The organism is Paraburkholderia sp. SEWSISQ10-3 4, from assembly GCF_030464785.1.
Lineage (GTDB): Bacteria > Pseudomonadota > Gammaproteobacteria > Burkholderiales > Burkholderiaceae > Paraburkholderia > Paraburkholderia aspalathi.
The window spans coordinates 63,842-84,624 of sequence record NZ_JALPRI010000004.1; the positions used below are offsets into that span (position 1 = coordinate 63,842).

Annotated in this window: 20 protein-coding genes; 7 read left to right on the top strand and 13 right to left on the bottom strand. The window is 63.0% G+C overall.

Annotated elements, in window-relative coordinates:
- The first annotated feature begins 107 nt into the window (after positions 1–107).
- A complete protein-coding gene (locus M0D68_RS11540; protein ID WP_093642737.1) occupies positions 108–905 on the top strand; it encodes a phosphodiesterase in 798 nt (265 codons plus the stop codon).
- A gap of 34 nt (positions 906–939) precedes the next feature.
- Here the strand turns inward: M0D68_RS11540 and M0D68_RS11545 are convergent, their stop codons facing one another.
- From M0D68_RS11545 to M0D68_RS11555, 3 genes are all read right to left on the bottom strand, one after another.
- On the bottom strand, positions 940–2,046 hold the full coding sequence (locus tag M0D68_RS11545; protein ID WP_266224269.1) for a M14 family metallopeptidase: 1,107 nt from the start codon (positions 2,044–2,046) through the stop codon (positions 940–942).
- Between the two features lie 42 nt (positions 2,047–2,088).
- Positions 2,089–3,282: a M20 aminoacylase family protein gene (locus M0D68_RS11550; protein ID WP_266224270.1), complete on the bottom strand. Its 1,194-nt coding sequence runs from the start codon at positions 3,280–3,282 to the stop codon at positions 2,089–2,091.
- A gap of 88 nt (positions 3,283–3,370) precedes the next feature.
- The gene (locus tag M0D68_RS11555; RefSeq protein WP_266224271.1) at positions 3,371–4,696 is read right to left on the bottom strand and encodes an MFS transporter; all 1,326 of its coding nucleotides are present in this window, start codon (positions 4,694–4,696) and stop codon (positions 3,371–3,373) included.
- Positions 4,697–4,945: 249 nt separating this feature from the next.
- Between M0D68_RS11555 and M0D68_RS11560 the strand changes: the two genes are divergently transcribed.
- Genes M0D68_RS11560 through M0D68_RS11570 form a run of 3 tightly spaced genes read left to right on the top strand, consistent with a single transcriptional unit; the run spans position 4,946 to position 7,207 of the window.
- Positions 4,946–5,818 (top strand): LysR family transcriptional regulator, encoded by an 873-nt coding sequence (locus M0D68_RS11560; RefSeq protein WP_266224272.1) that lies wholly within the window; start codon positions 4,946–4,948, stop codon positions 5,816–5,818.
- 53 nt (positions 5,819–5,871) lie between these two features.
- Entirely contained in the window at positions 5,872–6,195 is a 324-nt protein-coding gene (locus M0D68_RS11565) for a hypothetical protein (protein WP_266224273.1), read from the top strand.
- Positions 6,176–7,207: a sensor domain-containing diguanylate cyclase gene (locus M0D68_RS11570; RefSeq protein ID WP_266224274.1), complete on the top strand. Its 1,032-nt coding sequence runs from the start codon at positions 6,176–6,178 to the stop codon at positions 7,205–7,207. The genes M0D68_RS11565 and M0D68_RS11570 overlap by 20 nt, the downstream gene beginning before the upstream one ends.
- A 14-nt stretch (positions 7,208–7,221) precedes the next feature.
- On the opposite strand, the gene M0D68_RS11575 is transcribed toward M0D68_RS11570, so the two are convergent.
- The 4 genes from M0D68_RS11575 to M0D68_RS11590 form a co-directional block, all read right to left on the bottom strand.
- Positions 7,222–10,110, bottom strand: coding sequence for an Hsp70 family protein (locus tag M0D68_RS11575; protein WP_266224275.1), 2,889 nt, complete (start codon positions 10,108–10,110; stop codon positions 7,222–7,224).
- Positions 10,103–11,956, bottom strand: a complete 1,854-nt coding sequence (locus tag M0D68_RS11580) for an Hsp70 family protein (RefSeq protein ID WP_266224276.1) — start codon at positions 11,954–11,956, stop codon at positions 10,103–10,105. The genes M0D68_RS11575 and M0D68_RS11580 overlap by 8 nt, the downstream gene beginning before the upstream one ends.
- Positions 11,953–12,540, bottom strand: a complete 588-nt coding sequence (locus tag M0D68_RS11585) for a DUF2760 domain-containing protein (RefSeq protein WP_266224277.1) — start codon at positions 12,538–12,540, stop codon at positions 11,953–11,955. The genes M0D68_RS11580 and M0D68_RS11585 overlap by 4 nt, the downstream gene beginning before the upstream one ends.
- A gap of 295 nt (positions 12,541–12,835) precedes the next feature.
- A complete protein-coding gene (locus M0D68_RS11590) occupies positions 12,836–13,732 on the bottom strand; it encodes a LysR family transcriptional regulator (RefSeq protein ID WP_256455003.1) in 897 nt (298 codons plus the stop codon).
- A gap of 133 nt (positions 13,733–13,865) precedes the next feature.
- On the opposite strand from M0D68_RS11590, the gene M0D68_RS11595 reads away from it, so the two are divergent.
- Positions 13,866–14,525 (top strand): NADPH-dependent F420 reductase, encoded by a 660-nt coding sequence (locus M0D68_RS11595; RefSeq protein ID WP_266224278.1) that lies wholly within the window; start codon positions 13,866–13,868, stop codon positions 14,523–14,525.
- A gap of 285 nt (positions 14,526–14,810) precedes the next feature.
- Positions 14,811–15,398, top strand: a complete 588-nt coding sequence (locus M0D68_RS11600) for an ATP phosphoribosyltransferase regulatory subunit (RefSeq protein ID WP_266224279.1) — start codon at positions 14,811–14,813, stop codon at positions 15,396–15,398.
- An 84-nt stretch (positions 15,399–15,482) separates the two neighbouring features.
- Here the strand turns inward: M0D68_RS11600 and M0D68_RS11605 are convergent, their stop codons facing one another.
- The 3 genes from M0D68_RS11605 to M0D68_RS11615 are packed head-to-tail and all read right to left on the bottom strand — an operon-like array spanning position 15,483 to position 17,105.
- Positions 15,483–16,088, bottom strand: coding sequence for an isochorismatase family protein (locus M0D68_RS11605; protein WP_093642717.1), 606 nt, complete (start codon positions 16,086–16,088; stop codon positions 15,483–15,485).
- 53 nt (positions 16,089–16,141) lie between these two features.
- Positions 16,142–16,969: a pirin family protein gene (locus M0D68_RS11610; protein ID WP_266224280.1), complete on the bottom strand. Its 828-nt coding sequence runs from the start codon at positions 16,967–16,969 to the stop codon at positions 16,142–16,144.
- 10 nt (positions 16,970–16,979) lie between these two features.
- Positions 16,980–17,105, bottom strand: coding sequence for a hypothetical protein (locus M0D68_RS11615; protein ID WP_266224281.1), 126 nt, complete (start codon positions 17,103–17,105; stop codon positions 16,980–16,982).
- Positions 17,106–17,172: 67 nt separating this feature from the next.
- Here M0D68_RS11615 and M0D68_RS11620 point away from each other — a divergent pair, with 67 nt between their 5' ends.
- On the top strand, positions 17,173–18,051 hold the full coding sequence (locus tag M0D68_RS11620; RefSeq protein ID WP_093642709.1) for a LysR family transcriptional regulator: 879 nt from the start codon (positions 17,173–17,175) through the stop codon (positions 18,049–18,051).
- A gap of 40 nt (positions 18,052–18,091) precedes the next feature.
- Here the strand turns inward: M0D68_RS11620 and M0D68_RS11625 are convergent, their stop codons facing one another.
- Genes M0D68_RS11625 through M0D68_RS11635 form a run of 3 tightly spaced genes read right to left on the bottom strand, consistent with a single transcriptional unit; the run spans position 18,092 to position 20,783 of the window.
- Positions 18,092–19,384: an FAD-binding oxidoreductase gene (locus M0D68_RS11625; RefSeq protein WP_266224282.1), complete on the bottom strand. Its 1,293-nt coding sequence runs from the start codon at positions 19,382–19,384 to the stop codon at positions 18,092–18,094.
- Positions 19,381–20,130, bottom strand: coding sequence for an amino acid ABC transporter ATP-binding protein (locus tag M0D68_RS11630; protein WP_200651677.1), 750 nt, complete (start codon positions 20,128–20,130; stop codon positions 19,381–19,383). The genes M0D68_RS11625 and M0D68_RS11630 overlap by 4 nt, the downstream gene beginning before the upstream one ends.
- Positions 20,127–20,783, bottom strand: coding sequence for an amino acid ABC transporter permease (locus tag M0D68_RS11635; RefSeq protein ID WP_093642700.1), 657 nt, complete (start codon positions 20,781–20,783; stop codon positions 20,127–20,129). Before M0D68_RS11635 ends, M0D68_RS11630 begins: the two co-directional genes overlap by 4 nt.

Here is a 20,783-nt window from a genome sequence, read left to right on the forward strand (position 1 = left end):
GTTAGCACGCACAGAAGATTTATTTTGTCTGCGTCCCTGCCGAAGATATGCTCGATTCGTTCTAATAGAACAATCCCCCATTCACACCGTTCGTGGAGCGCCATCCGATGACCTGCATCGCGCAGATTTCCGACATCCACGTCCGGCCGAAGGGTTCGTTGTATCAGGACCTGGTTGACTCGAACGCCATGCTCGCGCAGGCGATTACCGCGCTGAACGAGGTGAGACCGGCGCCTGATCTAGTCATCATTACGGGCGATCTTGTCGACGAAGGCAGGCCCGCTGAATACGCGATGGTGCGCGAACTGCTCGGCGCGCTGACGCTTCCTTACATCGTAATGCCCGGTAATCACGACAACCGTGATCATCTGCGCGAAGCGTTCGCGGATCATCCATGGCTGCCTCGCAGCGGTCCGCTGCATTTCACACGCGACGTCGGCACGGTGCGCTTGATCGCGCTGGATACCTCTGTGCCTGACAAGCATCACGGCGAACTGAACCGCGACGATCTGGCGTGGCTCGATGCGCAACTGGACGCTTGCCAGGACCGCACGGCCGTGATCGCCATGCATCATCCACCATTCATTACCGGCATACCGTATCTCGATCTTTATGGACTGCGCGATGCAGAGCCGTTCGCGGCCTTGATTGCTTCACACCCGCACGTCGATCGTGTGATCGCGGGGCATGTGCATCGATCGATGCAGACGAGGCTCGGCCCTGTGCCGGTGCTGACCTGTCCGAGCACGACGACGCAGATTGCTTTGCGTGTGGAGGCCGATGCGCAACCGGCGTCGTATCTCGAGCCGCCTGCTTTCATGCTGCATCGCTGGGTGCAGGGCAAGCCGGCCGTTTCGCATCTGAGCTATATCGGCCGGTTCGAGGGGCCGTTGCCGTTTGCGTGAAAGCGTAGCGCGGACCGTCTATTGGTCGCGGTCATCACTTTGCAGAGCTCGCCAATTCGCGCGACAGTCCCAGGACAGCTTGCAGAATCGCCGCGCGCGCCTGTCCGAGAATCATCCCCCGCCATGCGTCGTCATCGCAGTAGAAGGCTTCGCGAATAGCATGATGGATCGCGCTGATGTGCTGCTGCTCTGCCTGTGGATGCTGGCGCAGCCAGGCGTCGGCTCGCAGCATGTGCAACATGTCGACGAGTGGAATCGTGCCGTATTCGATTGCGATCGCCGTGGTATCGGCGTGCCTGCAGGTCCGGCGCAGCGTGTCGAGCACCGGTCCTGCTACATTGGCCGCGACCGACGTGCCGTCGAGCGGACTCGTCACGTCGGCACCCCACCAGCCGCGAGCGCGCTGCAGCTCGCCGTCACCGACTTGCCCCACGCAGATTTTCTCGCCGTGCCCGTACGGGCCCAGTCCGGTATGAAAATCGATCCAGCCAATGCTGTCGCACGCCGCGCCGTGCCGTTCGAACAGCGTTTGCAATAGCCGCGTGCTCCAGACAGAACGATGGCCGCCGAAGAACATGCCGTCGGCATGCTGATATTGTCCGACGGTCAGCGCCCGCTGATACGCTTGTTCACCGCGTTGTGAGATGTAGTCCGCAATGGCCGCCGCGTTTTCGTCCGACGGCGGCCAGCTCGACGGCACCAGCAATGCGTGCAGATCGTCATAGGCGGGATTGACCGGTAGCGGCAGCGAGAAATCGACGCTGTTGCGGTTCAGATCAACGTTGTCCTCGTTCGTGCGGCTCAAATGCGAGGAACCATAGGGATTGATCGCGTGGACCAGCAGGATCGCGACGTTCAACCTGTCGAGCAAGGCCTGCAGCGGGCGGTCATGCAACAACGCGATCTGCGCCGCCGAGCCGCAGAAGCCCTCCACCCCGTGTGTGCCGGACGTCAGCACGAGCAGCCGCCGCGCTGTCGCGGGGCCGAGCCGCACGACATCGGTGGACAGGTCTTCGCCTTCGAGACCTTGGTGCTCCGGTATCACGTGCGTTTCCACGCGTGCCTGAATAGTCGCGGCGGCCCGCCGATACCGCTCGCGGGCGTTCGCATAAGACGACTGGAAATACGGTGATTCGTTCAAGGGATATCCTCGTGAGACGGGTGCCTGCGAGCGGCCGACTGCTTAGGCCGGCGTCAGAAACGATTCGGTTAGGCGCACCCAGTAGGTTGAACCTAGCGACAGCACGTCGTCGTTGAAGTCATAGCTCGTGTTGTGCAGCATACAGGGGCCAAGACCATGACCGAGGTCGCGGTGCTCGCCGTGACCGTTGCCGATGTACGCGTAGCAGCCCGGCTTCTCGAGCAGCATGAACGAAAAGTCTTCGGCGCCCATGGTTGGATCGATGTTCGTCTCCACGTGATCCTTGCCCACGATGTCCTGCATCACGCCCAATGCGAAATGCGTTTCCTTCTCCGTATTGACGGTCGGCGGATAGTTGCGCCTGAACGAGAACTCGACGCTGCAGCCATAGGCGAGCGCGGTCGCTTCGGCGAGCTGCTTCATGCGGGTTTCGATCAGGTCCAGCACGTCCACCGAGAACGTGCGCACCGTACCGGCAAGCGTCGCCGTATCGGGAATCACGTTGACGGCTTCGCCCGCGTTGATCTGCGTGATGGACAGGACCGCCGCGTCGATCGGACGTTTGTTGCGCGTCATGATGCTCTGCAGGCCTGTGCCGATCTGCATCGCGGTGAATACCGGATCGATGCCGTTGTGCGGAATGGCCGCGTGCGCGCCGACACCCGTCACCCGAATGCGGAATTCATTGCTCGACGCCTGCGTCGCGCCGACACGCGCGCCGAATTCGCCGGCAGCCATACCCGGCCAGTTATGTAGCGCAAACACAGCATCCACCGGAAACCGTTCGAACAGTCCGTCCTGGATCATGGCTTTTGCGCCGCCACCGCCTTCCTCGGCGGGCTGAAAGATGAACACAACCGTGCCATCGAAATTTCTATGCTGTGAAAGATACTGCGCCGCGCCGAGCAGCATCGCGGTATGGCCGTCGTGGCCGCACGCATGCATCTTGCCTGTATGCTGCGATGCATGCGCAAACGTGTTGAGTTCCTGGATCGGAAGTGCGTCCATGTCGGCACGCAAGCCGATCGCCTTGCGGCTGGAGCCGTTGCGCAGCACGCCGACGACGCCCGTCTTGCCGAGTCCGCGTGTGACTTCAATTCCCCACGACGCGAGCTTCTGTGCGACGACGTCCGCGGTACGGTTCTCTTCGTAGCAGAGTTCCGGGTGCGCGTGAATGTCACGACGAATCGCCTGGATCTCGGCTTGAGCCTGAGTAATCTCGGGAATGATTTTCATAAGGATCCTTTCTTTAGATAGGGTTCGACGCACAGGCGTGACACGTCGTGACGCAACACGCCCAAGGCCGGGTATGACGTGTTTCCGGTTACGTTAGGGGTTGCTTCGAGCGGTCCTCCAGCAGTGCAATCGTGACCAATCCGATGACGCAGCCGAACAGCCCGTAATAGACGACCGCGAGCTTGTCGTCGGTTATCTTGATGAGCAGCGTCGCAATCGCGCCCGCGAAGCCCCCGAAGATCATGACCGCAAAGTTGTAGCCGATGGCCATACCCGTCGAGCGCACATGCGACGGAAACAGTTCGCAGACGAACGCACAGTACGATCCCTGAAAGAGGCCGAGCGATGCCATCAGGCAGCACTGGACCAGAATCAGCACCGGCAGTGTCGGATGGCCAGTCAGCAGCACAAAGAGTGGATAGGAGATCAGCAGACTCAGAATGGTGGAGATCATCATCGGCTTCTTCCGGCCGACAGCGTCCGAGATAAGCCCCGACGCGAAGGTCGCGGCAATATAGGCAATGGCCGCGCAGCACGAGGCAATCACGCTGCTCGAGAACGGGATGCCCAGCGTCTTTGTCGCGTAGCTCGGCATGTAGTAATAGAAGATGTAAGTGCCGATGGTGCCGTATACCGTCAGACCAAAACCGGCGAGAATCGCCCGCCAGTGAATCACGATTGATTCGAGAAAGGGCGATTTTGCGGTCGGCAACCGATTCCCTTGATGCTTGAAAACCGGCGATTCGTCCAGCTTTGAACGCACATAGAGTCCCACCGGCACGATCAGCAATCCGAGCATGAAGGGAATGCGCCAGCCAAACTGGTCGAGCTGCTCCGGACTCAGAAACCGCGTCAGCGCCACGCCGGTCAGCGCGCCGAGCAGCATGCTGCACGCCTGGCTGATCATCTGAAAACTGCCGTAAACGCCGCGCCGTTCAACCGGCGCATGTTCGACGAGAAACGCTGTTGCACTACCCACTTCGCCGCCGGCGGAAAATCCTTGCAGGAAACGTCCGATCAGCATGAGTATCGGCGCAAAGATGCCGATCTGCGCATAGGTGGGCGAAAACGCGATGATCCCCACGCCGGCTGCCATCAACAAAATGGTCACCACCAGGGCGGCTTTGCGCCCGTGACGGTCGGCATAGTTGCCGAGAATGATCCCACCGAGCGGCCTTGTCAGAAAGCCCACACCGAAGGTTGTCCATGCCGCCAGCAGCGAGGCGGTGGCATTGTCGCTCGGGAAAAACTGCTTCGCGATGATCGCCGCAAAAAACGAGAAGACGGTGAAGTCAAACCACTCGAGCGCATTGCCGATTGTGGCAACGACAATCACCCGCGCGTCGAACGGCTTCGCGCCTGCGGTGGCGAGAGACGACGCAGCAGATTCGCCTCGTTGAACGGATACATCCATTTCTGGCTCCTTGAGCACGGCAAATAGTCTGTTTTCGATAAATCAAGCGGTCCCGTCAGCATTGAAACGCAGGTGGGCCGCCTTCATGCCTTGTGCTTAATCCCGCTTCATCATTCGACTGCTCATTGTCCATAGCCGTGATCATCAAAGAAAGCTAAAATTTCTTGTGATTTGCTTCAGAATTTTTGATGTTTCAGCAGCGTCCGGATAGTTGCGGGCGCATTCGTTTCCGGTGTCGTCGAGGTTGACTTGAGCACGTTACGCTTTCTCCGTACCTTCGTAGCGGTGGTACGCCACGGCTCGTTTGCGGTTGCAGCCGAGCAGATGGCACTCACGCAATCGGCGGTCAGCATGCAGATGCGCGCGCTCGAAATCGAGTTCAAACATGAACTCTTCGACCGCTGCGGGCGCAAGGTGATGCTGAACGCGATGGGCAAAAGCCTGTTGCCGCACGCGCAGCAGTTGCTATCGCTGTATGAGGCCATGAGGCTGGTGGCGGGTGGCCTCGAAGAGGACGTCGGGCCTGTCTCCATCGGGGCGGTCGAATCGGTCGTGGGCGCGCTCGCCGAGGCTGCGGCGCATCTGAAGATCGCGCGACCGAACCTCGATGTAAGAATCATGGCTGCAAAATCCGTCGACCTGGCCGCGCGCGTCGACGCGGGCGAGATCGATGCCGCCGTGATCATCGATACCCCCGGGCGCCGGCCAGCCAGCGTGCAATGGACGCCTGTCTACTCGGAGCCGCTCGTGCTGCTCGCCAACGCGAATATGGTTCCTGGATCGGTACCCGAGTTGCTCAAGTCGCAGCGATTTCTGCGCTTTGACCGGACGCAGCGAACCGGCGTCGTCATCGATCGCGCGCTACGCAAGCAGCGCTTCAAGGTGAACGAATTTCTCGAACTTAACTCGCTGGAAGGCATTGCGGAATTGGTGCGCCAGGGGATCGGCGTCGCGGTTGTGCCGCTGTTGCGGCGTTCGTCCTGGATCCGCGACGAGGCGTTGCGGGTGATACCGTTGTCTCAGACAGATGCGAGACGAAACGTGGGCATGCTGGAGCGCGCTGAGCACGGCAAGATGGCCGTGACAGCGGCGCTTGTGAGGCACCTGAAGGAGGTGATTTGAACCTCGCCATGTGGGGGAGCCGTTTGGTCTGATTTTCTTCGCCGCCGTTGCCATTGCTGCTGTTGTTGCTGAATACCCGGGTCTGCGGACTGTTGTCGAGCGGCGCGCGCGAAGCTGCCCGCGACGGCGACCTTGACGAAAGCCTGCATGGCCTGAAAAAGATTGACCATGTGCGTGCGAAATACGTGTTCGTTCAAGCGCGTGGCGAGATTCAGATTGCGCCTGAGCAGCTGCAATTGTCTGTTGATTGGACGCGTTGTCTAACTTTGAGAGAAAACCCAGGCGGCGTGCGGCTGGCGCTCAAGTTTCGAATGCAGATGCCGTTGACACGAGCTAGTCACTTCCGGGAACCCAGCCGTGCAACTCGCTTACAGTAACGACCGTCTGTCCAGCAGGATGTTGGTTGATCCGTCCGCCGCTGGCGAACCCGAGGTGGAATCGTCGGTCATCGAATGGCTGTTGCACGACGATCAGGTGATGCGCGAATGCTTCACGCACGCGGCGGAAATTCTGAAGAGCGTGACCGGCGCGGCGATCACCGCGATCACGCTGCTCGACGAGGAGCATCAGCACTACCGGGCCGAAGTCGGCATGGCGATGCCGCTCGTGACCCGCGCGCGCTCGCTGGCCGACTACGCGGTGCGCGACGCGGACCTGTTCGTCATCGAGGATGCCCACGACGACACCCGTTTCGGCGAATGCATGCTGGTGCAGCGCCATCCCTTCGTGCGCTTTTACGCGGCGATTGCACTGCGCGCGCCGAACGGTGAGATCGTCGGCGCGCTGTGCGCGATGGACCCGGCGCCCGGCCGCCTCGATGCCTCGAAACGCGGCGTGTTTTACCACCTGCGCGCGATGATCGAAAACGATCTGAAAATGCGCACGGCCACCGCAATCGATCCGCTCACCCAGTTGTACAACCGCCGCTTCCTGCTGGAAAGCATCGCGCGCAAATGGAAAGACGCACGCGAGGGCGACGTAATGGGCTCGGTGGTGGTCGACGTCGACTGGTTCAAGCAGTACAACGACACCTACGGCCACCAGGCGGGCGACCATTGTTTGCGCAAGGTAGCTTCGGTGATGCAGGCGGCGGCCGACGGCGATCGCATCATTGCCGGCCGCATGGGTGGCGAAGAGTTCGGACTGCTGGTGCTGCGAGCGGAGCCAGTGGCGCTCGAAGACACGCTCGAAGCGCTGCGGCAGGGCGTCGAGGATCTGGCGATCGAGCATCGCGCCTCGCCGTTCGGCATGGTGACGGTAAGCGTCGGCGCCTCGCTGACGCGTATGACCGAGGGCTCGCGGCTGGCGCATCGCGAAGGCTTCGCGAGCGCGGACCGGGCGCTGTATCGCTCGAAACACGAAGGCAGGAATCTGGTGACGATGGCCTAGGACAGGCCGCCTCGCTATAGCGCTGCCGTTATCAGCTTCAACCCCGCAGGCAGCGATTCGCCGAACACCCGGCCTTCGTCGGCGTCATCGAGTTCCACGGTCTCGCCGACCATCGTGATCCACGCGCGCGGCGCATTGGCCGCTTCGAGTTTGCGCACCACGGCATGGCGCACGTCTTCCGGCAGGTCGCGCGAGCGGTCGCCGGTCATGCGGGCGATCTGCACGGCGGCGAACGCTGCGGGGTCGACCTTCTTCCAGTCGAGCGCGAGGATCGTGTTCAGCCAAAGCGCCGCGACGTCCGGCGGCACGACGCTATGCGCGCTGCCGTAGAACGGCCGCCGCGCACCGATGCGGCCGACCGCCCACCAGCTCTGATGATTTTCCGCGGGCTTCTTCAAGCGCGTGAGCACGGACTCGCCGAGCTCGATCTTGCGTTCGACCGGAATACGTTCGAGCGACGCGCTCAGCCGGACCATGTCGGTGAAGCCGGTTTTCGACACGTCGAAGGGCAACTTGTGACGCGATTGCGCGGCCGTTTGCAGATAGGCCATCGCGTCGAGCACGCGCAGTTGCGCGCTTTCATCGAGGCCTCCCGCAGCGCGGCGCCATAGCGTCCACCATTCCGACCAGACCTGGCTTTCGTTGACGTACTGGATGCCGTCGTCGAAGAGCGACCAGAGTTGCTCCACGCGCCATTCGTCGAGCGGATAGCCGAAGCCAGGCCGCACGCAATAGCCAGCAAGATTCAGCCACGAGCGTTCGTGATCCGCCGAGCGCCGCCGACGGCGCGCGCGTTCCCACAGCGCGCCGAAGAGTTCACGCAGCAGCGCGCTGTTCCAAGCTTCGCGAGGCCCGAGCAGCTGTTCGAGTTGCGAGCGCAGGCGTTTGATTTCTTTCGGGTCGATTTTTTGCGCGCGCGTGCCGAAGCAGCGGTCGATATGGTCGATCGCCTGGTCGAGCGCGGGGTGTCGGGCTTGCGATGCACCCGCCGCCAGGTTCACCTGAGCATCTTCGCGGCGCAACTGGAATTCGAGCAGCCAGCGCTGCGCCGGATTGTCGAGCTCGATGCAGTGCACTTCTAGCGTGCCGATTTCGGTCAGCGACGTTGCGATCTGTACGGCGGTTTCGCCGCGCGTCGTGCTCGCGCCGCGCGGTTGCACGATCGTCGCAATAGGTGGCAGCCGAACGAAATCGCCTTGTGCAAGGTCGGCAAGTTCGCCTAGTTGATAGACGGTATCCGCGCTTGAAGAGGCCAGGTGAAAGCGCACAGGGTGGCCGAGGCGCAACGCGAACGTACGGTCTTCGATCCGGATCTCGTGACCTTCTTCGGTACCGCGCGGAAGCAGGCAGATGCCGCGTTGCGTCGGTTCGGCGTCGCGTGCGCCGTCACTCGTTTCGTCCAGCACGAGGAAATAACTGCGCGCCGAGCCGCCACCGATTTTCGGCGCCTGACCCGCGCGGGCGAGGGCATAAGCGACCGCGCCACGCGCCACGGCGACGTCGGGATTGTCGTTGTGCAGAACGTTGAGCGCTTCGCCGCGCCACGTGCCCAAAGTGCTGGACAGGCGTTGCGCCAGCGCTTCAGCGCGGAATACGCCGCCGTTCAGTAACAGCGTGTCGGGCACCGGCAAAGGCTCGTCCTGAGCTTCACCCGCATCGGAAGGAAGCGCGGAGGAATCAGTAGCCGAACCCAGCGCCTTACGCGACTGCGCCGCGAAGCGGTTGAGAAACGCCGCGATATGACGCGTGACCGCGGCATCGGTGGCATAGGGCAGGCCGAACTCGACGATCGCGCCGCGCGGCCTGCCGGGCCGTTCGTTCGATGCCACCGCCGGAAAGAAGCCGTCGACGATGATCTGCTCGACTTCCTCTCGTGTGACCTGCACCGTGCGTGCGCCGCCGATCAACTTCGAGCCCGCGCCGAGCAGCGTGATCGAAGCCGACTCCGGCGCGTCTGGACCGAGCAGTTGTTCCTTCGCGCCGCGGCAACGCTCGACCAGTTGTGAGAGGCTCGCCGCCGACAGACGCGTGCGCTCGTTGCCCGCTTGAGGCAAACGTGCCTCGACGCGATGCGCGAGTGCGAGATCCATGTTGTCGCCGCCGAGCATCAGATGGTTGCCCACGCCGATACGCGTGAGCTCCGGCTCGCCGTCACGCATGCGGACTTCGATCAGCGTGAGGTCGGTGGTGCCGCCGCCGACGTCGCAGATCAGGACGAGTCGCGTGTCCGACAGTTCGGTCGCAAGGCTGTCGCGATGATGAAACAGCCAGTCGTAGAACGCGGCCTGCGGTTCTTCGAGCAGCCTTAATGTCGGTAAACCCGCCATGCGCGCTGCTTCCACCGTCAGCGCTCGCGCGCCTTCGTCGAAAGAAGCGGGCACCGTCAGCACAACGTCTTGCGCTTCGAGCGGCGCGTCGGGAAAGCGTTGATTCCAGGCCGCCCGCACGTGTGCCAGATAGCTCGCGCTGGCTTCGACCGGTGAGACCTTGCGGACATCGTCCGCGGCGCCCCACGGCAGGATCGGCGCGACCCGGTCCACGGACGCGTGCGACAGCCAGCTTTTCGCACTCGCCACCAGCCGTCCTGGCACCTGGCCACCGAGTGCACGCGCGAGCCTGCCGATTACTACGGGTGGATACTGCTGACTTTCGCCAGCACGATCGACCGCGTTGTCAGGCGCGCGCCACGGCAACTGCAGATCGCCCGCACTCAGCTCGCCCGGCGCCGCGTGATACCGCACCGAAGGCAGCAGCGGCCGCGCCGCGACTTCGCCGAGACTCACCAGTTGATCGATCTCGAAGACGCGAATTTCCTGCGAGCCCACCGCGGCATACGCCAGCACCGTGTTGCTGGTGCCGAGATCGATGCCGACGCTGTAGCGCTTCTGCTTCACTTCAGTCATGCATTGGCGTTGCCGCGCAGTCGAACTCGACCTTCCAGCGTTCGTCGGTGCCGCGCGGCACGGCTTCGAGTTCGAGCGTGCCGGCTTCCGTCACGCGCGCACGCAGTTTCACCGGCACGACTTCACCAGCGGTGCGGCCGGCGGACGGCAACGTTGCCTGGATTTCCTCCAGCTCCTGCAATTCCTCGGGGCCCCAGAAGTCGAGCAGCGTGCCGACCTGATCCTGACGACGCACCGACGATCCGAAGAAGCGGAAGTGCACCGGCTCGCCGACGACCAGCCCGAACTCCTGCGCCGGCAATTCGGCGTCCGTGCCTTCCTCCATGCCGAACGGCGCGACGCACAGCGCCTGCACCGGCGGCTCGAGACCGGGGACGGCGGGCATCGCCGATTCGATCGCGATGTAGTACGCGCGTGCGGTGCCGCCGCGGATACGCACGCCCTGGCCGCGCCGCACGTAGCCGTAATAAGCCGCGCCGCGCGCGACGGCGAGATCGAGATCCGCGCCCTCGAGCAGACGGGCTTGCGGCGCACCTTCGGCACCGAGCCAGCCGTTGAGCGTGCCCATGATCCGCTCGACCAGCAGCGGCGACTTGAACACACCGCCGTTGAAGAGCACGGCAGTAGGGTGCAGGAAAGTCGCGCCTTCCGTCGTGGCGATATCGCGCAAGCCTTCGAGTTCAGCCAGCGCGCCCACCTGACGGCCAAGGAAGGCCGCCAGATGCCGCGTGATGCCCGCGTCCTGCGCATACGGCAGGCCGAGTTGCGTCAGACCGGCACGCGCACGGCTTACCGGACGCGCAGCGCTATCCACCTGCGGGAAGAATCCTTCGAGGATCGTCTGGGTCAACTCCGCACGCGTGAGTTCGGTGCGGATCGAACCGCCGATCAGCTTCGAACCGCGGCTCGGCACGACGAGCGGCACGGTATCGGTCGACGGGTCGCTGAGCAGCGTTTCCTTCGCCGAGCGGCAGGCATAGGTGAGGGCGCGCAGTTGCCACGCGTCGGCCTGAGTACCCTGCGCCGCAAGTTTGCGCGCGACCACGTGGGCAAGCGCCAGGTCCATGTTGTCGCCGCCGAGCAGAATGTGTTCGCCGACCGCAACGCGATGCAGTTCGAGATTGCCTTCGCGCTCGATCACCGCGATCAGCGAGAGGTCAGTCGTGCCGCCGCCCACGTCGACCACGAGAATGATGTCGCCGACCTTGACCTGCTTGCGCCATTGGCCGCCGCTCTTCTGAATCCAGCTATACAGCGCGGCTTGCGGTTCTTCGAGCAAGGTCATGCGTCCGTAGCCGGCGGCTTCGGCGGCTTCGGCGGTCAACTCGCGCGCAGCCGGATCGAACGACGCAGGGATCGTCACCGTGATGTCCTGCTGGCTGAACGGCGCGTCCGGATGCGCGTGGTCCCACGCTTCGCGCAAGTGCGTCAGGTAACGCACCGAGCTTTCGAGCGGCGACACGCGCGCGACTTCGGGCGGCGCGTCGTTCGGCAGAATCGCCGCGCGACGATCGACGCCCGGATGGCACAACCAGCTCTTGGCGCTCGACACGAGCCGGATCGGCGTGGCCGCGCCGCGGCTGCGGGCGAACTCGCCGACCGCGAATTCGCGCTGGCCGGTCCACGGCAGGTACAGGTCGCCCGAGGCAAGTTCGTCCGGATGCGGCAGGTAGAGGAACGAGGGCAGCAGATCGAGGTTGTCGATCGCGCCTGGGCCCGTGAGTTGTGCGACCGGCAGCACGCCTTGAGTGGTCTTTTCCCCATCGCTGGCCGTGGTGTCCACGTAGGACAGCGCGCAATGCGTGGTGCCCAGGTCGATACCGATTGAGAAGCGTGCGTCGCTCATAGCTCCACCTCGGCCGGTGCGATGACCTTGGCGTTGTGGCTGTCGGTCAGCTTCGGCAGACGCACTTCGTCGACACGCCAGCCGCGGTGGCTGATGCTGCCGTTGAACGGCGCCTTGCCGACCACATTGCCGGTCAGGCGAATCGAGGTGGCGTCGAAACCTTCGGCCAGCGTCACGCGGCTGCCTTCGGCTTCGTCGCGCACCGGACGGATCGTGAAATGCTCACGCAGCGTCATGCGGCAGCCGTCGTGCACGAGGCGGGCAGCGGCGCCGATGTCGGCGTCGCTATAGGCCTTGATGTCTTCTTCGACGAAATCGATGAAGCGCGCGTCGCGTTGCAGCAGACCGAGCAGTTGGAGTGCGGCGTCCGGGCTTGCTTCTTTCAGCGTGGGGGCCGGTTGCGGGGCGGGGGCCGGTGCCGCGGCGGGAGCGGGCGTGGGTGCGGGTGCTGCGCTCGCCGCAGCGGCGCCGCTGTTACGCAGACGCAGCACGCCGGCGGCGAATTCACCATCGCCGAGGATGCTGAAAAATGTACTGACGGCAAGTGAAATCCTGCCGAGGAAGGACGGGTTCGAATCGGTCATGAATGCTCCTGAGGGGCTCTGTTAAAGGACGAGCTGTCCTGGCTGCGCCGCACGCGACGGGCCCGACGTGCCTGATTGGCGTGCTGGGCCGTCGTCATGCGTCATTGCGAGGGTCGGCGGCAAGCCTGCCGCCGAGGTCTGATTCATCCGGATTCGCGGCGCGTTTTGCGCGCGCAAAACCAGTATTTTGCCTTGTCGCGCGCCCGACGCGGGCAAAGGCGGGAATTCTAGCGGCTAATGGGTGGAGATTGGCGGGTGGTGGAGGCGCTCTTCCGGATGTGCACGGCGGCCCGTTTCACGCGGCGTGCGGCCCGAATTCGGCCACCACCTGATCGATAAACGCGCGCAGTTTCGGGGTGGCGCGGCTGGCCGGAAACACCAGATGCATGGGGCGTGCGGGCGCTTCGTAGCCGTTCAGCAGACGTACCAGCCGACCCGCGGCGAGTTCGTCCTTCACCGCCACTGCGGGCGCGAGGATTACTCCGCCCCCATTAAGGGCTGCGGCCAGCAGCGCTTTCACGTCGTTGGCCTGAAAGCGGCCCGAGATCGGCACCACATGTTCGCCCTCGGCATCAGTGAAACGCCATGCGGTGTCAACCGGCAGGCTCGTATAGACGAAGCTCAGGCACTCGTGCTGCGCCAGCGCTTGCGGCGTCTGCGGCTCGCCGCGCTCGGCCACGTAGCCGGGCGACGCGCAGGCAACCAGCCGGTACGGCATCAACTGCCGCGCGATCAACGACGAATCCGACAGCGAGCCGAGACGGATCGCGGCTTCATAGCCTTCGTCGATCAGATCGACGAAGCGGTCGGTCAGCGCCAACTCGACCCGTACCTCGGGATTGGCCTTCAGGTAACGCGTGATCATCGGCGCGAGACAGCAGACGCCGAAAGTCACCGGCGCCGTGATGCGCAAACGCCCGCGCGGCGAGGCAGACAGCTCCTGCGCGACGGATTCAGCCGCGTCGGCATCCGCCAGCAGCGCCTTGCAGCGTTCGTAGAAAATCTGGCCGATCTCCGTGAGGCTCTGGCGGCGCGTGGTCCGGTTGAGCAAACGCGCGCCGACGCGTTCCTCCAGCGTGCTGACATGCTTGCCGGCCATCTGCGCGGAGATGCCGAAGGCGAGCGCGGCCGCGGCGAACGAGCCGCTGTCGGCCGTTTTCACGAACACGGCCATGCTGGTCAAACGATCCATGATTCACCACTACTGGTTTCGACAGCCATCAAACTACGCCCGTTTATCCGATTGAAGTTTTGAATCATAGTGCTTCTCACCGATGGGCGGGCGCTCAGCCGAGCGATCCGCGGATAAACATGGAGTGTGAAACATGAAGATAGGCATTCTCGGCGCCGGTTTTCTCGGCCGCGCGATGGCGATCGTCGCGAAGAACCATGGTCATGAAGTGATGATCAGCAATTCCCGTGATCCGCGGACCTTGATCAGTACGGCCGCAGTGCTTGGCTGCGCGCTCGGTACGGCTGAAGAGGCGGCGAAGTTCGGCGATGTGGTGGTGGTAACCGTGCCCTTCAGCAACATTGGCGCGCTGCCGGTTGCGGCGCTCGACGGCAAAATCGTTATCGACACGTGCAACTACTATCCCGACCGCGACGGCCAGATTGAGGCGCTCGACAGTCGCTCGACGACCACCAGTCAGATGCTGGCCGCCGCGTTGCCGGGTGCGAAAGTGGTCAAGGCCTTCAACGCGATTCTGGCGAGGGACCTCGAAACGGACGGCAAGCCTGCCGATGCGTCGAATCGCCGGGCTTTGCCGTTCGCCAGCGATGACGAGCAGGCCAAACACGTTGTGCGCGAGCTTCTCGATCAGTTCGGCTTCGATCCAGTCGATGCCGGCGCGCTCACCGACAGTTGGCGTTTCGAGCGTGCGAAGCCGGTCTATTGCATTCCACTGGATCGCGCGGGCATCGTCGAAGGATTGGCGGCGGCGCAGCGGGACGTCGAGTTGCCGCATGGATCGTGGCGGCATTGAGTAGCGCGTGGCGATGTGTTCCCAAAATTAAATCGATATGCGACTATGCCCTCCATGGAATCCCGTAACGTACTGTTCAACTTTCACCACCATCACGGCCGCATGCTGTTGCGCCGTGGTTCGTTACGTCCATAGCAGGGAATCGGGATTTCACTGATCCCGTTTCATGCACCAACGACCAAGGCGCCCCCAGGGCGCCTTTTTTTATTTCTACGCACAAGAGACCAGATATGACCATGATCCGTGGAACCAGTTTTATCGTCGGAACCGAAGCCGCACAAATTCGTGCACTCGAAAATCGCTTCCAGAGCTACCTTCATTGAATCCGGGGCAGAGGAGGCGATCGTTCCCGCGCTGTGGGGACAAGACACCTTTATCCAGAAAGCCGGTGGCAGTGAGGTCATCGGGCAGATGTGGGCTTTCCCGGACAAGAAAGGCAGACCGTGCTGTCTGATCCCGGAGGCGACAGCGCTCTTCCAGGAGCGCTGCACGGAATTACTGGGACGGCAGACGGAGCGCATGCTGTTCTACGTTGCGCGATGCTATCGGTATGAACGGCCGCAGGCAGGCCGATACCGCGAATTCTCGCAACTCGGCTTCGAATATCTTTGCCCGGATCCTCAACGGGCCAGCCTGCGCAGCCAGGAGATCGTGGCGGGTTTTCTGGATTCGTTCGGACTGCGCTACGAAATCGACAGTTCGGCTCGACGCGGTCTTAGCTATTACCTGAACGGCATGGGCTTCGAGATGCGCTGCACCGAACTCGGCGCGCAACAGCAGATCGTCGGCGGTGGGGCGTATCGGGAAGGCGCGGGTTTCGGCATCGGCGCAGAGCGGTTGCTGCTTGCGATGGTGGCTCAGGGGCTAGCGTAGAAGGCCGTGTAGAGATTGATCAACACGAGCCGATCTGTTGACTGAAGCGCCTCGCGCTTCAGTCAACAGGATGTGGCTGCGGATTTAAGCGATGCCGGCGCCAAGAGCCGGGAACACATCGGTGAACAGCAACGTGATCAGCTGTTGTCCCGCAGGGGTGGACCAGTCCTGCGCGATTTCCGCCATGAGCGTGTTGGTGGCGGTGAGCACCACGCCCGCATCGTGCATCCGTTGACGCGAAAACTCTTCGGAAAGATCGCTAGGCGATCCCGAAGCATCCATCACTGCCTGCACGCCAAAGCCTTCGAGCGCAGCATCAATTGCCGGGAAGATCAGGCAAACGTCGGTGGTCACGCCGGCCATGATCAGGTTCTTGCGTCCCGTGGCGAGCACCGCTTCGCGGAAGTCGGGATAGGCCCATGCGTTGACGACGCCGGGGCGCTTGATTCGCGCCGCGTGCGCTTCGGGCAGAATCGCGGCGATTTCCGGAAGAATCGGCCCTTGGGCATGGTCTTCCTGACTGGACGTGATCACGACCGGCAGATTGAGAATCTTCGCCATCTTGGCCAGCGCAATCGACTGTTTCGCAGCGAGTTCGCGGTCGATGTTCTTGATCAGTTGCATCGTGCCGACCTGATGGTCGATCAGCAGCAAGGCGGTGTTGTCGGCAGTGAATCGTTCAACCTTCATGAAGTAACTCCTAAGTAGTGATGGGGCGTATGCCCCGGGTTCGTGGAGGCCTGTTACAGCCTTCCCATCTCGCCACGGTGGTAAGCGGCGGTTGCCGCGATCAGGCTCTCCTCGCTCGCAAAAGCCATAGGTCCGTTTGAAAGCACAGGCTGGTGCAGCGGTTCGCCGATGAACACGGCGACCCTGGCGCCGCCAGCAATGGCTGCTAGCTTGTGCGTCGTCGTGTCGGACGCGGACGGCAGGATCGGAGCACCGAGGTCGTCGAGGTCAAAGCCTTCGCCATCGAGCTCCGCGCGGCCGTGGATCGGCATGAAGAAGGCGCGCTCGCCCGCGGCCACCGGGAGCGCCAGCTCAGCGCCGGCCTTCAGCGTGATGTCCAGCAAGGTGACCTGCGTCGGCGGTGTCAGCGGGGAGCGCATGCCGTCAAAACTGCCCAATGGAACGCGGACGCGAACACCGGGGCGCTCCACCACCGGCACGTCCTCAGGGGCGAGGCTCAGCGCGAACGGCGCCGCATCCTGCTTTGCCTGCGGGAGATTGACGAAGATTTGCAGCAGGTGAGTGGTACTCCCCCGCACTGCGGGATTTTCTTCATGGACCACACCCCGTCCTGCAGCAGTCCAATGTAGGCCGCCCGGTTCGATCAGCGTGCTGTTACCGAGCGAATCGCGGTTGGCAATGCCTGTCTCCGAGTCGAGGAACAGGTAAGTCACCGCGGAGAAACCGGCGTGCGGATGCGGCGGGAAGGTGGGCGCACTCATCCAGGCGTGGTCGATACCCATGAAGGGATCGAGTTGCGAGGGATCGGAACCATGCAGGCGGTACGCGCGGAAATGGCTTCCCCGATTGGCGCGCTGCATGCGGGCGATGGCGGTTGACATGGCCCGGTCCTCAGACGTTACCGGCCGCACTCGGCGCGAAGTGATCGACGCTTGCGCCGAACAGGGCGACGTGGGTGAAAAGCTGACGCATCTTGTGCTCCTCAGTAGTGACGTGTTCATCAGATGTGGTCATCATCCGGAAAACCGTAGGTGGGATAAAGATGGCAAAATGGAAATCATTGAGCCATTTTTGGAGCAGTGAGGTGGAGTTTCTGAACGACATGGCGCTGTTCGTCGAGGTGGTCAAGGCGAAGAGCTTTCGCCGCGCGGCCGAGGCAATCGGGGTGCCCAACTCGACGCTGTCGCGCCGGATCAGTGCACTGGAGAAGGCAATCGGATTGCGCCTTCTGCATCGGACTACGCGCAAGATCGAGCCGACCGAAGCCGGTCAGCTCTACTTCGAACGCGCGAGGCGCATCGTGGAAGAGGCGCGGCTTGCGCACGAGCAGCTCGGTGAGATGCTGGCGCAGCCAGTTGGCGTGTTACACGCGTCGTTGCCGGTCGATTTCGCGAATATTTTTCTCGCGCCTTTGCTCGCGGAATTCGCCCGGCGTTATCCGGGCATCAGCTTCGAGTTTGACCTCACGCCGCGTCGCGTCGACCTGGTCACCGAACCCGTCGATGTCGCGATTCGCATGGGCGAGCCGCCGAGCTCGAATCTGATCGCGCGACAGCTCGCTCGTTTGCCGCGGTATCTCTATGCATCGCCGCGCTATGTCGAACTTTATGGTGAGCCAGGTGAGCCGGCCGATCTCTTGCGGCACGAGTGCTTGCGTCTCAAGCCGGCGGAAGTCGCCGGATGGAGTCTTCATCGGGGAAAGGAAACGGTCGAGATTGCAGTAGGCGGCCGGTTTTTGCTTAACAGCGTCGGCATGATCCGGCGACTGGCGACGCTCGATCTCGGCATTGCCGTGCTGCCTGAAGAAATCGCGGCCGATGATGTCGCCGCCGGGCTGTTGCATCGGGTGATGCCAGAGTGGCAAGCGCCGTCTGTTCCCGTCTACGCCATCACCGAGACGCGGTTGCTGCCCGCGAAGACACAACGTTTCATCGAGTTCTTGCGCGAACATCTGGGGGCGTGAATAGGCCGGAGCATGACCGGCCACATTCCCAACGTTCGATCTAACTCATCGCATCGAGCAATCCATACCACGCAACCCCAGCGCTGATATAAAAGCGCTGAAGCGCGTGCAGCGGGATCCGCCGGATCGATGTCGGCGGCAACGGCAGTCCACGCGTCGCGCCTGCCAGATGCGCAGCGAGGTGCTTGCCGAGCGTCGTGGCCATCGCGATCCCGCGGCCGTTGTAGCCTAGCGCGATTGTCAGTCCCGCTGCGGGCAGATGAACATGCGGCAGGAAATCCCGCGTGATGGCGATGCGTCCGGCCCAGCGATACTCGTACTCGACGTCCAACAGTTGCGGGTACAACAATCTGGCGGCGCGTTCGAGGTGCGCCCAGTCCGCCGCACCGCGTGGTTCGCGAAAAGGTCCGCGGCCGCCAATCAACAGGCGGCCTTCGCTGTCGCGCCGGAAGTACAGCAGCAAGCGCCGCGAATCGGACGCCACTTCGCGGCCAGGCAGTATGCTTGCGCTGATGCTTGCGGCGAGCGGCTTCGTCGCCACGATGAAGCTGTTCGCCGCGATCACCGACTGCGCGATCCCCGGCCACAGCGAATCGCTGTATCCATTGGTTGCAAGCAGGACCTGACGCGCATCGATGGCCGGTCCGTGAGCCGTGTGAATGCGCCATCCATCGGCGCGCTGTTCGAGACGGCTCGCGACCGTCGTGCCGTGAATCGCCACGCCACGCGCGAGGGCAGCGCGCGCAAGTCCACGCGCGTAGCTGAGCGGTTGCACGCTGCCCGCGCGCCGGTCCACCCATCCCCCGACAAACGCCTCCGTGCCGAGCCGCTGCGCAATCTGCGCGCGATCAAGTAACTCGACGCGCGCGCCACGCGATTCCCACTGGCGCGCCCGCGCATGCAGCGTATCGAGCAGTCTGGTCGAATGCGTGGGCTGAATCCAGCCGGCGCGTGTCGCATCGCATGCGATGCCGTGGCGCTCGATCAGATCGAACACCGTGTCGGCTGCGCCGCCCGCCATCCTGACAAGCGCGTCGCCATCCTCCGGGCCAAACCGGCGCAAGAGTTCGTCGGGGTCGTACTTGAGACCCGGGATCACCTGTCCGCCATTGCGTCCCGATGCGCCCCAGCCCGGCTCGTTCGCATCGATCACGCAGACGTCCACACCGAGTTCGCTCAAATGCAGCGCCGTGGATAAGCCCGTGTAACCCGCGCCCACAATCGCCACCTGAACACGCTTCGGTGCATCGAGCGGCGGCGTGCGCACCGCGGCCTCAGCGGTGGCAGCCCAGAGCGAGGGCGGCAACGGCTGGCCTGCTTCTACTGACTTCATTGCACGGTTCCGTTCGACGTGGGCGTGAGCATGCGGCGCAGAAAATCGCGCGTGCGTGGATGGGTCGGCCGCTCGAGCAGATCGGCTGCCGCGCCTTCCTCGCAAATGGTGCCGTCGTACAGAAAGCACACGCGATCGGCTACTTCGCGTGCGAAGCCCATCTCGTGCGTGACGACGATCATCGTCATGCCGTCGTTCGCGAGTTGCCGCATCACGCCGAGCACTTCGCCGACGAGTTCCGGATCGAGCGCGGAAGTTGGTTCGTCGAACAGAATCGCTTTCGGCTCCATCGCCAGAGCACGCGCAATGGCGACGCGCTGTTGCTGGCCGCCCGAGAGCTCCGCTGGATACGCGTCCATCCGATGCGCGAGGCCGACCTTGTCGAGCAGATGCCGCGCTTTCTCGCGTGCCGCATCACCGGCTTCCTTTTTCACATAGAGCGGCCCTTCGCAGACGTTCTCCAGCGCCGTGCGATGCGGAAACAGATTGAAGCGCTGAAACACCATGCCGACCTGCGTGCGCAACTCATGGATGTGCTTCGACCTGGCGTCGACGCGCGCGCCTTCGACAGTGATCGTGCCCGCGTCGTAGGTTTCGAGACCGTTGATGCAGCGCAGGAGCGTCGACTTGCCCGAGCCCGACGGCCCGATCAGACAGACGACCTGGCCGGCTTCGACGTTGAGGCTGACGCCCTTAAGCACCTCCTGATCGTGGAAGCGCTTGTGAATGGATTGAACTTCGATCATCGCTTTCCCTTCTGACCGAGACGGCGCTCAAGGCGCCGCAAGCCGTAGACGAGCGGCAGGCTGAGCGCGAGATAGAGCAGCGCGACGAGCGTGAATACCGTCATGTTCTGGAACGTCGACGACGCAATCAGCTGGCCGGCGCGCGTCATTTCCGCGACGGTAATGGTCGAGGCCAGCGACGAGTCCTTCAGCATCATCACGAGCGTGTTGCCATACGGCGGCAGCGCGATTCGAAACGCTTGCGGCAGGATCACTCGGCGCATGATCAGCGGGCTACGCATGCCGATGGATTGCGCGGCTTCGATCTGGCCGTGGTCGATTGCCTGAATGCCGGCGCGAAAGTTCTCCGCCTGATACGCCGAGTAAGCAACGCCCAGCCCGATGAAACCCGCCTGGAACGCGCTCAACTGCACGCCGAGATCGGGCAGCACGAAGTAGATGTAGAACAGCTGCACGATGATCGGCAGGCCGCGAATCACGTTGATGAACGTGGCCGCTGCGTTCGAGAGCACCTTGTTCGACGACACGCGCATCAGCGCCAGCACGAGGCCGAGGAGCGTACTGAGAACGAACGCGCAGAAGGTGATCTCGACGGTGACGACCGCGCCTTTCAGCAGGATCGGCAGGAAGTCGAGCGCATTCTGGATGAACAT